Here is a 14,197-nt window from a genome sequence, read left to right on the forward strand (position 1 = left end):
TTAATAGTCAAATTCCGTTGTAAATATCAAACGTTTTCAAATCGCTGTACACACCAGTTTTATAGGAATGAAAGGTTTTTAGAGTTCCGGCAGTCTGACCGACTATAAAGTAAATTAATTTGTATTTTTAAGTTGATTGTGACGCTACGTCATAAAATAGAATATAAGTATAAAAACCAATAATACGAGGAGTGGTTAATATGCAAATGACTACAGGAGAAGTAGCTAAGAGATGTCATGTAACAGTTCGTACAGTACAATATTACGATAAGAAAGGTATTGTCAGTCCAAGTGAAACATCTGAGAATAATAGAAGATTATATACAGAAGCGGATTTGAATCAATTAAAGATTGTATTGATTTTGAAAGGTATGAATTTTTCTTTGAAAGAAATTAAAGAATTGTTGAAATCAAATGAGTCTATCAACACACTCAATGTACTGTTAAGTGAAAAAATCATTGAACTAGAGGAAAATATTAAAAACGAAAGTGACCAATTGAAACAAATTCAATTTATTAAAAAGAATATAAGTGAAGAAAGTGAATATCCAGTATCTAATGTCTTGAATTTACAAAATAAATCTAAAAAGCATCAACTAATGAAAAAATTCAGAAGCAAATTTATGTTAGTATCTATGATTGTCGGCATTGGCCAATATACAAGCATTGCGATGGCGATAACACAGAAAAAATGGAAACCAGTTATCATCGTTTATCCATTCGTACTATTGTATGCAGCATTTGCCGTTAAGAAATATTATGCTGTTGTAAGTTACTTATGTCCAAATTGCCAAAATGAATTTAAACCGATTTTCTCAGAATGGTTCAAATCTAATCATACGTATCAAACAAGAAAGCTATTATGTCCACATTGTAATGTAGAAAGTTTTTGTATCGAGACACATGAATAATGAAAAAGAGCGAGATAGAACGCTGTGGAATCAGAATTCTATCTCGCTTATTTTAATATGAATATATCAATTATTGAGGTATAACACCAATTTCCATATGAACTAAATAACCATCTTTATCAAAAGAGGCGAGGTAATGTTGATTTAAAGTACCATATTTTAAATATTGGTCTCCTTCATCAACTAACATCGTTGCTTCATGTGCTTTTTTAAATTCAGCCTTTGTAACAACACCAGATTTAACATCAAACATGATTGTACCAACTTTACCATTGTCGTCTTTTAATATTGTTGTGTCATAGACTTTAGATGAATGACCACCAGTGCCTGTTTTAGCATCATATTCCGTTTGGTAACCATTAATCGTTACATTATCTGCATAAAGTGCTTCTACAAAATTATAATCTAATACAAAGGACGGGTTATTATATGTGTAGCCATCATAGTTATACCAAGGTGTTGTTTCTGACTCTGAATTTGCTGCAATAGCTTGATCAGAATTTTCGACAGCTGACACACCAAGTAATAAACTCGTCGATAACGCAGTCGTACCAATTAACTGATAAACTTTCTTCATTGTCTCCACTCCCTTTAATAGATATAACAATCCGTTGGCTAAGTGACAAAAAAGTTTGTAATATTACACTACCCGATATAAAAGAAGATAATCAAATCGTGAAGTAGGAGGATTTGTTATTTAGAATGAGGCAAGTCATGGCTTAAGTACCGAGTAAAGCCAAGAGAAGAGGCAAGTCGTGGCTTAAGTGCTGAATAAAGCCAAGAGAAGAGGCAAGTCATGGCTTAAGTGCCGAATAAAGCCAAGAGATGGCTGAAGTCGTGGCTTAAGTGCTGAATAAAGCCAAGAGATAGACCCAAGTCGTGGCTTAAGTGCTGAATAAAGCCAAGAGATGGCCCAAGTCGTGGCTTAAATACCGAGTAAAGCCAAGAGATGAGCCAAGTCGTGGCTTAAGTGCTGAATAAAGCCAAGAGATGAGCCAAGTCGTGGCTTAAGTGCTGAATAAAGCCAAGAGATGAGGCAAGTCGTGGCTTAAGTGCTGAATAAAGCCAAGAGATGAGCCAAGTCATGGCTTAAGTGCTGAATAAAGCCAAGAGATAGTCCAAGTTATGGCTTAAGTACCGAGTAAAGCCAAGAGATGGCTGAAGTCGTGGCTTAAGTACCGAGTAAAGCCAAGATATGGCTTCACACTTATATAATCCCCCCAACTTTCACCCAACTCACATATCTTATTGCTCTCATCACCACCATCCAATCCAAGACCCCCATATACCGGTGTAAAATTTCAAATTGACTAATCTTGAGTACGATGATAGGATTAATAAAAATAATAAAAGACTCTTATCAAGAGTGGCTGAGGGATGTGCCCTATGAAGCCCAGCAACCTTCTATTTGGAAAGGTGCTAATTCACATAAAGTTTGTCTAAACTTTTGAAGATGAGAGGAGGTTTATCTAACTTTCTCTAATTTTTTAGAGGAAGTTTTTTTATTTTTAATTTTTTATCGGAAAGAGGCGTGTATACATATGAGTAAATTAGTAAAGTTTGTTAGTTTTATCGGTATTATTTTATTATTAGCTGCGTGTGGAAAGTCTAGTGGAAGTGAAAATACAAAGATTACGGTTGCTGCTTCTCCGGCTCCGCATGGTGACGTCGTTGAACATGCTAAAGAAAAAATGAAAGAAAAAGGTTATGACTTAGAAGTTAAAACAGTGAATGATTATAAAGTGCCTAACAAATTATTAGATAAAGGTGATGTTGATGCAAATCTATTTCAACATGTGCCTTACTTAAAAGCTGAAAAAGCAACACATGGATATAAAATTGAAGAGGTAGGAAAAGTTTTCACAACGCCAATGGGAGTTTATAGTAAAAAACATAAAGATTTGAAACATTTACCAGATGGCGCAACCATTTATGTGTCTAACAACCCAGCTGAAGAAGGAAGATTTTTATCATTCTTTGTTAATGAAGGATTGATCAAAATAGATCCAAAAGTGAAAATTGAAGATGCTAAATTTGATGATATTATAGAAAATAAAAAGAATTTGAACTTTAATAACAAGCAAGGCGCTGAATTTTTACCTAAAACATATAACAGTGGTGAAGGCGATTTAGTCATTATGAATTCAAACTATGCAATCGATAATGGACTAAATCCAGTGAAAGATTCGATAGCTATTGAAGATAAGTCATCACCATTTGCGAATATATTAGCTGTAAAAGAAGGGCATAAAAATGATAAGAAATTCCAAGAACTTCTGAAAGTTCTACAGTCTAAAGAAATGAAGAAATATATTAAAGATGAATATGGCGATAATGTTATCCCATATGAAAAGTAATCATGTAATGAACCCAGGCATATGTCTGGGTTTTAATTTTATATATTTGTGTATTTATTCACAATGAAATAATATTATAAATCTTTAAAATTTATGTTGTAAGCGTTTCCTGTTTGTGCTATATTCAACTTATTAATAAATAGAGTCATCATATGACCACATGAATTTGAAGGGAAATTAATTAAGAAAGTTGGATATATATGAAAGAAAAAAGAACTAATATAAGATGGTTTTTTGCAATTGCATTCTTTATTATAGGGATTATCGCATATATGGATCGTTCAAACATCTCTATTATCGCCGGACCTATGATGGAAGATTTAAATATGAACAAAGCTCAATTCGGGCTATTAGCATCATTCTTCTCACTTGGTTATGCTTTAATGCAAGTACCTTCAGGTATATTAGCTGAAAAGTTTGGTCCTAAGAAAATGTTAACAATCGCATTATTATGGTGGAGTGCTTTCACAATTCTTACAGGTATTGTGAAAAATCATGGCTTACTATACTTAGTACGTTTCTTATTTGGTGTAGGTGAAGCGCCTATGTACCCATCAAATGCTGTATTTAATAGTTACTGGTTTAATAAGAATGAAAAAGGTCGTGCATCTTCTGCATTATTAGCAGGTTCATACTTCGGTCCAGTAATCGCACCAATTGTAACAATCGCAATTATGAATGCGTTTGGTTGGCAAGCAGTATTTTATATTTTCGGTTTAGTTGGCATATTAATTGCAATTTTATGGGTGATTATCGCTAAAGATTTACCAGAACAACATAAAATGGTTAATGAAGCAGAAAAAAGATTTATTATGGAAACACGTGACGTTGTAGATACAGGTAAAACAACTGCACCTTGGAATGTATTCTTCAAACGTTTCAGTTTCTATGCAATTGCAGCACAATATTTTGTTGTACAATTTGTCATTACATTATTCTTAATTTGGTTACCAACATATATTCACGAAGAATATCATGTAGAATTTAAACAAATGGGCTTTATCGCGGGTGCTCCTTGGTTAGCAATGTTTATATTGATTATGCTAGGTGGTACAATTTCAGATAAAATTTTATCTACAGGTAAATCTAAATTTGTTGCACGTGGTGTAATCGCAATTTCTGGATTTGTTGTATTCTGTATATCACTATACTTTGCGTTAGCTACAGATAACTTATATATGAATATTTTCTGGTTATCTTTATGTCTTGGTGGTGTAGGTTTATCAATGGGTATGAGCTGGGCAACTGCTACAGACTTAGGACGTAACTTCTCTGGTACAGTTTCAGGTTGGATGAACTTATGGGGCAATATTGGTGCATTATTAAGTCCAATCTTAGCTGGTTTACTAGCAGATAAAATTGGTTGGACAATGACATTACAGTTAATGATGGTTCCAGTAGCATTCGCAATCATCATGTGGTTCTTTATTAAACCTGACAATCCTTTAGTAAAAGAAGAAAATGTATAATATTTTAAGGGTCTAAGGCACGTTATGTGCTTTGGATTCTTTTTTTATAACAATAAGTTTAGGTTACCCTAATTAAAATGTTTACAAATTAAATAGATAGGTATATCCTCTTGATATAGAGGTGTTAGACATGGGCAAAAGTTTAGAAGAAATTAATAGTACGGTCTCTTTTGATGCTGAAGCAAATGCATTTAGAAAGTTCCTAATGTATTTAGGTCCTGGTTTGCTTGTAGCAGTTGGATATATGGATCCGGGTAACTGGATTACATCAATGTCTGGTGGGGCTCAGTACGGTTATATATTATTATTTGTGATTTTAATATCTAGTTTATCTGCTATGCTGTTACAAAGCATGTGTGCAAGATTAGGTATAGCAAGTGGGATGGATTTAGCACAAGTTACGGAGCATATGACTAATAAATCTTTAGGCGTATTTGCATGGATTTTAGCTGAATTAGCGATTATGGCAACTGATATTGCTGAAGTAATAGGTAGTGCGATTGCTTTAAATTTACTATTTAACATTCCACTAACTTTAGGGGTAACAATCACAGTATTAGATGTTTTACTTTTACTTTTAATTATTAAACTCGGATTTAGAAAAATAGAAGCAATTGTAGGTGTACTTATATTTACAGTTCTGATTATCTTTATGTTTGAAGTGTATCTTTCTTCACCGGATGCTGGTTCCTTAATGGCAGGATTTTTACCAAGTTCTGAAATTGTTACGAATAAAGGCGCTTTATATATTGCGTTAGGTATTATTGGTGCAACGATTATGCCACATAACTTATATTTACATTCATCAATCGTTCAGTCTAGAAATTATGAAAGAACAGATAAAGGTAAAAAAAGTGCGATTAAATATGCAACAATCGATTCTAATATTCAATTAACAATTGCGTTTATTATTAACTGTTTATTATTAGTATTAGGCGCAGCATTATTCTTTGGTAGTCATGAAGCTTTAGGAAGATTCTTTGATTTATATGATGCTTTAAGCCACTCTCATGTAGGCGGTGCAATAGGTGGCGCTGTTATGAGTACACTATTTGCTATAGCATTATTAGCTTCAGGGCAAAATTCTACAATAACAGGTACATTATCAGGACAAATTGTTATGGAAGGTTTCTTGAAAATTAAACTTAAACCATGGGTACGTAGAATCATTACAAGAGTTATCGCAGTTATACCAGTATTTATATGTTTATGGTTATACGGATCAAGCGATACAAAAATAGAAGATTTATTAATTTTCACACAAGTATTTTTAAGTTTAGCTTTACCATTTAGTATTATTCCATTAATCATGGCAACAAGTAATCCAGACATCATGGGTAAACAATTCGTCAATAAAAGATGGGTTAATATTATATCTTGGATACTCGCAGTAGTTCTAAGTGTGCTTAATATATATTTAATTGTAGAAACAATATCAGAATTTATGTAATTTATAATAAAGCCAAGGCAAATGATTTTATTGCCTTGGCCTTTTCTCTGCGTCTATTAATAATTTGATAGGACCTGTCGAATTAAGTGTGATTAATCTTTGTGCCATTTCATCAGGTGGTGTGTCTAATGCTCTAATGACCCAACCTTGTATCATACCTGCATATGCCGACGCAACGTACTCAGCGACAATATCTTTATCTAATATCATGTCATTTTGAACGCCAGTATCTTCAAAAAAGATAATATATCTTTGGTGAATATGATTTTTAAGCAAAATATAGAAATTAGGATAGTGTTTGAACATCGTTTGATAGAAAGATACATTATGGGATATATGGCTAAAGATATTATTAGCGATATAGAATTGTGATTCACTAATGCTATGATGTTTTAAATAAAATTTATAAGGCTCACCGAATAGTAGTTGAAAGTAACTGGATATCGTATGAGACATTAATACTTCAATTGATGGATAATGTCTATAAAACGTTGAACGATTGATTTCAGCTTCTTCACATAACTGTTTAACTGTTATGGATTGAATGCTCGTTGTATTTAAACATGTTAATAATGCATTCTGAATTTTGTTTCTGGATTGTTTTTGTTTCTTGTCCAAATTGTTCACCTTCTTATGAATGCAACATAATTCGAAAATGTGTTGCTTTTCTCATTTTACACACATTGTTTTTTAAAGTCGAACATTTTTATAATAATAATATGAAAAATATTGGAGGAGAACAAATTGAAACAAGATGCCGAAATGTTGAAAGAAACGTTGTTAAATAATAAACAGAATAGAGTAACTGACGACCACTTTGATTTAAAAGCAGCTTTAGAAGAAATTCTTAATTCAGTTGGTTATACGACTGCAGATAGTGGTGGTAATGTTACATTCTATGGTAAAGATCCAGTGTTACCAAGTACATTACGAATTGCCGGATTAGCAGGATTAGGATTGGCAGCTAAATCAGTCGCTTTAGCGCATTTATGGCAAGTTCGAGGTGGTAAAGGACAAGACATACATGTCGATATAAGAAAAGCATTAAAAAGATTATCACCTTTTTATGAAAGAAAATGGGAAACATTAAATGGATTTCCAGCAAAAGGTCAAGAAGATCCACATACACCATTTAGATTTAATTTTTATGAAACGAAAGATAATAGATGGGTAATGCCATTAAACCCTTATCCAAATGCTAAAGAACATGTATTGGATTTATTAGATTGTCGCGGAACGAAAGAAGCGGTTACTAAAGCGATAAAACAGTGGAATGGTAAAGAACTAGAAGAAGCGGGTTCTAAAAAAGGTATCGTGATGCCGCTCGTGCGCTCTGTTGAAGAGTTTGTTGAAGAAGAACAGTTTAAATATATTGCAGAATCAGAACTCATTGAAATTAAGAAAATAGGAGAATCTGAACCGATACCATTCACTGAGAACCCAGAACAACCATTAAGTGGTATAAGAGTATTAGGAATGGGACATGTTATTGCAGGAGCAGGACTCGGTAGAGGTTTAGCATTACACGGAGCAGACGTACTCAATGTATGGCGACCAACTGAGTTAGAAGTAGAAACTATGTATTTAACTTCTAATGTCGGAATGCGTTCAACTTATTTAGATATTACAAATCAACAGTCACATAGAGATAAATTTGATGAATTGTTAAGTGATGCAGATATATTCTTCATTAATAAAAGACATGGATTTATGGGAAAATACAATGTGACAGCTCAAGCATTAGCAGAGAAGAAACCAGGTATCATACATGCTTCTGTTAATTTACATGGACATGCTGGACCATGGTCAGATAGAAATGGATTTGATCAGACGGCAGGAAGTGTCACAGGTGTCATGAGTTTAGAAGGAACAGATGAACAACCCGCATTGCCACCAATTGTTGTTGTAAATGATTATGTTATTTCATGGTTGTTAGAACTCGGTACAATTAAAGCATTAGAAAGACGAGCAGTAGAAGGGGGTAGTTATAGTGTATCTGTATCATTAAGTAAAGTGTCTGCGTATTTAATGTCTTTAGGTATATTTGATAAAGCATATGCACAAGAAGTAGCAAATAGTAATGAAGAACATCGTGCCGTAGCACCAGAACAATTTGAAGCAGAAACACCACTTGGAACATATGTAGGTGTGACAGATCAAGTAGAAATGAGTGAAACACCAGGACATTACGATACAGTCATGATGGTCAGAGGATCAGATAAACCAGCTTGGAAGTAGAAATTGGTAGAATTTAGTTTGATATAGGAGTTGTTAGGGACAGAATTCTGAGAAATGTCTGTAATAGGCGTCGTTAGGGACATAATTCTGAGAAATGTCTCTAAGTGAGCGCCCATCTAATTACCAGAATTCAGAATAATGGAAGTTACAGCATTCTAACTACCACAATTCAGAAAAATGGAAGTTACAGCGTTCTAAGTACCAGAATTCGGAATAATGGAAGTTACAGCGCTCTAATTACCAGAATTCAGAATAATGGAAGTTACAGCATTCTAACTACCAGAATTCGAAATAATGGAAGTTAGCCCATCGTAATCACACAAAAAATAGGCATATCACTAATCTGAGAAACTCAGATTAGTGATATGCTTATTCGTTTATATATAAAGTTCTTCAGCTACGAGTAAGTTCTATTCTTTGCTTGCACTTACTTTAATATCTGAAGGTCCGGCTAATAATGGTTTGACACTTTTAATAAATTGTTGGAAGTGTTCGCTATTATTATGTGCTTCTATAGCTTCTTGGTTTTCCCAAATTTCATACATTAAATAAGTATTGTCTGACTCAGTTGATTTGAAGTGTTCGTAACCGATGTTTCCTGTTTCTTGTCTTGATGATGCTACTAAATCTTTAATCAATGCTTCATATTGTTCAACTGCTTGTGCTTGAACTTCAAACTTCGCATTTATGATTAACATAAGATAACCTCTTTCTCTCTATCAATTTGATTTCTATATTTGAATCATGACAGAAAGTGATAGAATTGTAAATTTTGAAATCTTGGAATTGAAAAATTTATTTGGTTCTTAATTTTGAGTGTCTTATTCCATACGTAAAGTACATGATAATTCCTAAAATAAACCATATAATAAATGCTACCCAAGTTGTACGTGTTAAGTTTGTCATCAAGTATAAACAGATGATAAAGGATACGATTGGTAATACAGGATATAAAAGTACATTAAAGCCTTCTGATGGTAATGTACGATTTCTTCTTAAGAACAGAACGCCTATTGAAACGGTACAAAATGCAAATAAAGTACCGATATTAATTAATGAAGCGAGTTCTGATAAAGGTACAAGACCTGATACGATTCCCATAGATAATGTGAGAATGACAGTATTTTGTACGGGAGTTTGCTTTTGGTTCGTTTTAGAGAAGACTTTTGGAAGTAAACCATCTCTACTCATCGCGAATATTAAACGCGTTCCGCCATAAGACATGACGAAGATAACTGTTGTCATACCAACGATTGCACCTAGTGACAGGAATCCAGCTATCCAATTTTGATTAATGGATTGTAATGCATAAGCAACTGGTGCGCCAACACCTTCTAAATTTTGATAGGGTACGACACCTGTAAGTACAGCTGAAACGATAATGTATAAAATCGTACAAATCGTTAATGCACCAATAATTCCGATTGGCATGTTCTTTTGAGGATTTTTAACTTCTTCAGCAGCAGATGATACTGCATCAAATCCAATATATGCAAAGAACACCATTGAAGCACCTGTTAACACACCATTGAAACCAAATGGTAAGAATGGACTCCAATTATCAGGTTTAACGTAAAAAATACCTACTATTATAAAGAGTAGGACGACCATTATTTTGACAATCACCATAATATTATTGATGCGCGTAGATTCTTTTACGCCAATAATTAATAATGCGCCAATGATCATAATGATAATAAATGCTGGTAAATCAAAATAATGACCACTAGATGGGTCATATGAACCAGATAAAGCTTTTACGACATGGATATTCATACCAGATAATAAGTTAACGACATATGAAGACCAGCCACTTGCGACTGCTGCTATTGCTAAGCCATATTCAAGTAATAATGCCCAACCTAATATCCAAGCAATACCTTCACCAAAAACATAATAACTATATGTATAGGCGCTACCAGCTTGTGGAATTTTTGATGAAAATTCAGAATAACATAAAGCTGCTAAACCACATCCGATTGCAGCGATAATAAATGAAAGCATAATTCCAGGACCAGTTATTGTAGAGGAGATTTCACCAGGTAAGATAAAAATACCACTACCAACAACAGCTCCGACTCCAAGCATGGTTAAATCAAAAGCGCCGAGTGTTTGTTTAAGTTTTTTATTTGATTGAGAAGAAAGGTGTTCTTTCTTCTTGAAAAATTGATTCATGTTGCACCTCCGGCAGACAATTATACAGAGATTTGTCTAAAAATTCTATATGTTTAAATAATTCTATTAGTGTAATTTTATTTTTAAAAAGGAATTATTATGTATTTAATTTGAAAGTTTAGTGAATTTTAAATAAAATATGATAAAAGTTTAGATAAATCAATTTTTGAACAGACTGTTTGACTCACTCAATAATCACGTTTAATATTGACAAGCGTAAAGTAAGTAATTGTTTTTTATAAATGAGGAGGATAATCCATGAAAAATGAACAAATTGTATTAGCTAAAAGAACTGAAGGTATCCCTCAAGATGATGTATTTCGTTATGAAGAAATAGAAGTGAAAGAACCAAATAATGAAGAAGTATTATTAAAATCAATATATGTTTCTGTAGATCCATACATGAGAGGACGTATGAATGATTCTAAAAGTTATACGCAGTCTTATGAATTAGATAAACCATTTAACGGCCATATCGTTGCAGAAGTCGTTCAATCAAATGCTTCTGGTCTTAAAGAAGGCGATATTGTAACAGGTATTTTACCTTGGCAAAAATATATAACAATCAATGAAAAATATGTTACTAAAATTCCGTCAACTGAAGTACCGTTATACCTATATTTAAGTGTACTAGGAATGCCTGGTATGACAGCTTATCAAGGACTCTTGAAAATTGGTAAACCTCAAGAAGGTGAAACAGTAGTTGTTTCAGCTGCATCTGGTGCGGTTGGTTCTGTCGTAGGACAAATTGCTAAGTTGAAAGGTGCGCACGTAGTAGGCATTGCAGGCGGATCAGAGAAAGTAAATTACTTAACTGAAACATTAGGCTTTGACGAAGGTATAGATTATAAGAAAGATGACTTTGCTGAAGCATTAGAAAAAGCCGTTCCAAATGGTATTGATGTTTATTTTGAAAATGTTGGTGGTGCTCTTTCAGATGAAGTGTTTAAACATTTAAATAAATTTGCGCGTATACCAGTTTGTGGCGCAATTTCTTCATATAATCTTAAAGGCGAAGATATTGGACCACGTATTCAACAAACATTGATTAAAAGCCAAGCATTGATGCAAGGATTCATTGTTGCACAATTTAATGAAGATGTTAAAGAATCAAGTGAACAGTTAGCACAATGGGTACAAGAAGGGAAAATTAAATCCGAAGTAACTATAGATGAAGGATTTGACCAAATTCCAAATGCATTCCGTAAGTTATTTACAGGCGATAATTTTGGTAAACAAGTTATTAAAGTAGCTGAATAAATAAGGTTAAATCAGTTTAGGATGAACATGTCCTAAGCTGATTTTTTTGTGGACTCATTTAGACGAGTATAATCTGTCAAAAAAATGACAAAAATATCCATTTATATATTCCTAAATTTTTGATTAGATGGTATAATTTTGAATTGACAAATGATAACGATTATCATTATCGACTTTAAAATACGGGAGAGATGAATATGACAAAACAGCAAGAAAACAACAAGAATCGTTCTACAATCAAGAAACAACATCATTTTTCAATTAGAAAATTGTCGGGAGGGATAGCTTCAATTGCAATTGGTGCGACTTTGTTTTTAGGAGCAGGTCAAACAGCTAATGCAATGGAAGATAAAGTTGATACAGTAAATGAAGCGGCGACTGCTACAGATGATAGTCAAAGCGAGCCATCAGAAGCTAACGATGCTACAGCTACTGAAACAGCAGAATCAGCAGAATCAGAAAATACAGATAAAGAAGCTACTCCTAATACTGATGTAGCTGAAGAAAATGAAGTGACTGAAGCGGAAGATACAAACTCCGCACCAGCTTCTGAAGAAACACCAGCTTCTGAAGAAACAGCTACAAAAGATGAAACAAGTTCAGATAAAGAAACTGAAGTAAAAGAAGAAACTGAAACACCAGCTTCAAATAAAGAAACGACAGTATCTAAAGACGAGGAAGCATTAACTTCATCTAAAGAATCGAATGAATCAGAAGACAAAGTAGCAACTGAAGAAACAGCTACTGCTCAACCAACACGTTCAACTGCAACTAGTGAAGCAACAAATGATAAAGAGAAAAGTGCTGTATCTGAAGAAAATGAAGCACAAGACTTTGGATTTATCGTTAAGAAAGAAACAGAAGATGCAAAATCTGTAATGGATGATTATTTAGAACATCCATCAAAATTAAGCCAAGAAAATGGGAAAAACTATTTGAATTTCACATTATTACATCCTAGCTGGTGGAAGATGTTTGAATTATATAATGGTGATGAAAAACTTAATATGACAACATTAGAAGAAAATGATGATAAACGTGTTGTTAAAGTTGAAGTACCATCAGGCGTTTCAGAACTTACATCAAAAGTACATATCGTTGTACCTTTTATTAACTATGATAACAAATATACAACACGTGTTATTTTTGATAATGCAGTTCCAGAAGCACCAAAAGTAGAACCAGAAAAGCCAAAAGAAGAAACTTCAAAATTAAGAGAAGATGTTAAAAACAAAGACATTCATAATAAAAAAGTTGATGGTGAAAAACGACCAATTAACTTTAAAGTTATCAACCCTAAAGATGATTCAGAAATGTTCTACTATGGGGCTATGATTAAAGACCCAGCAAGTGTGATTTTTGATGGTGATCAACCAGTATTAGAGTTACGCGTAGATGCGCCTTCTACATGGGTTGAGTTTGACCTCTTTGATGGTGATAAAAAGTTAGACTACGACGTTGTATCATTTGATACAGAAAATGAAGTCGCAACTATTAGAGTTAAAGTTAATGAGAACACGAAAGAATTAAAAATAAAAGGTTCTTCATTAATATTTGGCGAAAAGTCTGAACATGAACTTGGTCATATCGTATTTGCTAAACCAATTACTAAAGACGCTTCTGATTATGTTACAGAAGACGAGTATAAGAAACAAAAAGATAGAGAGAAATATGACAAAGCGATAACTTTAGAAGATAAAGTTCGTGAACTTGAAAAATTAATCAATAAAGTATCTGATGATGAAAAAGCACAACTTCAAGAAGAGTTAAAAGTACTTAAAGAAAAATTAGATAAAGAATTAAAATCTGCTGTAACAGAATTTGAAAAAGCACCCGTTACAAATGTAGATATGTCAAAAGCAAAAGATAGAAACTTTAAAGTATTGCATAGTTCTAAAGATGAACAATCGCATATGGACTTCGAAGTTGAACATCCTGCTAAAGTAGTTGAATATGACGGTAAGAAGATGTTAGCTGTTACTTTAAAACATGATTCAATGTGGAAAGATTTCCAAGTAGAAGGTGAAGATGGATATAAACGTCCTATTATTATTGATAAAGATAGTGAAAAAGATACAAGAACAATCTTATTCCCTATTGTAGAAGGTCAAGAACTCTATAATGCAATCATTAAAATTCATCTCGTTACAGAAAATGTAGATTACGAAGGTGCTTACCATGTCAGAATTCAAGACTTAGGCGATGCTGCTGTTACACCGGAACCAACACCGGAACCAACACCAGAGCCAAGTCCAGAACCAACACCAGAGCCGACTCCGGAGCCAACACCAGAGCCAACACCGGAGCCAATGCCAGAACCAACACCAGAGCCGACTC

Annotated in this window: 11 protein-coding genes and 1 riboswitch; of the genes, 7 read left to right on the plus strand and 4 right to left on the minus strand. The window is 33.5% G+C overall.

Annotated features, from left to right (window positions below; translation table 11 throughout):
* Positions 1 to 200: 200 nt before the first annotated feature.
* On the plus strand, positions 201 to 911 hold the full coding sequence (locus LQ677_RS13775; protein ID WP_239749044.1) for a MerR family transcriptional regulator: 711 nt from the start codon (positions 201 to 203) through the stop codon (positions 909 to 911).
* A 70-nt stretch (positions 912 to 981) separates the two neighbouring features.
* Here LQ677_RS13775 and isaB read toward each other — a convergent pair whose 3' ends face one another.
* Positions 982 to 1,488, minus strand: coding sequence for an immunodominant staphylococcal antigen IsaB family protein (gene isaB, locus LQ677_RS13780; RefSeq protein ID WP_103361795.1), 507 nt, complete (start codon positions 1,486 to 1,488; stop codon positions 982 to 984).
* 777 nt (positions 1,489 to 2,265) lie between these two features.
* Positions 2,266 to 2,371: riboswitch (SAM riboswitch) on the plus strand.
* An 81-nt stretch (positions 2,372 to 2,452) separates the two neighbouring features.
* On the opposite strand from isaB, the gene LQ677_RS13785 reads away from it, so the two are divergent.
* The 3 genes from LQ677_RS13785 (at position 2,453) to LQ677_RS13795 (ending at position 6,187) form a co-directional block, all read left to right on the plus strand.
* Complete coding sequence (locus LQ677_RS13785) at positions 2,453 to 3,268, plus strand: MetQ/NlpA family ABC transporter substrate-binding protein (RefSeq protein WP_239749045.1); 816 nt, start codon at positions 2,453 to 2,455, stop codon at positions 3,266 to 3,268.
* Positions 3,269 to 3,468: 200 nt separating this feature from the next.
* On the plus strand, positions 3,469 to 4,737 hold the full coding sequence (locus tag LQ677_RS13790; protein WP_126476535.1) for a pyruvate MFS transporter: 1,269 nt from the start codon (positions 3,469 to 3,471) through the stop codon (positions 4,735 to 4,737).
* Positions 4,738 to 4,867: 130 nt separating this feature from the next.
* On the plus strand, positions 4,868 to 6,187 hold the full coding sequence (locus tag LQ677_RS13795) for an Nramp family divalent metal transporter (protein WP_126476534.1): 1,320 nt from the start codon (positions 4,868 to 4,870) through the stop codon (positions 6,185 to 6,187).
* A 27-nt stretch (positions 6,188 to 6,214) separates the two neighbouring features.
* Here the strand turns inward: LQ677_RS13795 and LQ677_RS13800 are convergent, their stop codons facing one another.
* Positions 6,215 to 6,805: a TetR/AcrR family transcriptional regulator gene (locus LQ677_RS13800; RefSeq protein ID WP_126476533.1), complete on the minus strand. Its 591-nt coding sequence runs from the start codon at positions 6,803 to 6,805 to the stop codon at positions 6,215 to 6,217.
* A gap of 126 nt (positions 6,806 to 6,931) precedes the next feature.
* On the opposite strand from LQ677_RS13800, the gene LQ677_RS13805 reads away from it, so the two are divergent.
* Positions 6,932 to 8,425, plus strand: coding sequence for a CoA transferase (locus LQ677_RS13805; protein ID WP_239749046.1), 1,494 nt, complete (start codon positions 6,932 to 6,934; stop codon positions 8,423 to 8,425).
* A 410-nt stretch (positions 8,426 to 8,835) separates the two neighbouring features.
* Here the strand turns inward: LQ677_RS13805 and LQ677_RS13810 are convergent, their stop codons facing one another.
* A complete protein-coding gene (locus LQ677_RS13810) occupies positions 8,836 to 9,123 on the minus strand; it encodes a putative quinol monooxygenase (protein WP_037590620.1) in 288 nt (95 codons plus the stop codon).
* Between the two features lie 97 nt (positions 9,124 to 9,220).
* Positions 9,221 to 10,600: an amino acid permease gene (locus tag LQ677_RS13815; RefSeq protein WP_239749047.1), complete on the minus strand. Its 1,380-nt coding sequence runs from the start codon at positions 10,598 to 10,600 to the stop codon at positions 9,221 to 9,223.
* 258 nt (positions 10,601 to 10,858) lie between these two features.
* Between LQ677_RS13815 and LQ677_RS13820 the strand changes: the two genes are divergently transcribed.
* A complete protein-coding gene (locus LQ677_RS13820; RefSeq protein WP_239749048.1) occupies positions 10,859 to 11,860 on the plus strand; it encodes an NADP-dependent oxidoreductase in 1,002 nt (333 codons plus the stop codon).
* A 197-nt stretch (positions 11,861 to 12,057) separates the two neighbouring features.
* The coding region (locus LQ677_RS13825; RefSeq protein ID WP_239749049.1) for an NEAT domain-containing protein at positions 12,058 to 14,197 on the plus strand (2,140 nt) is incomplete at its 3' end.

The organism is Mammaliicoccus sp. Q-M61 (genome assembly GCF_022386055.1).
GTDB classification, from domain to species: Bacteria; Bacillota; Bacilli; order Staphylococcales; family Staphylococcaceae; genus Mammaliicoccus; species Mammaliicoccus sciuri_A.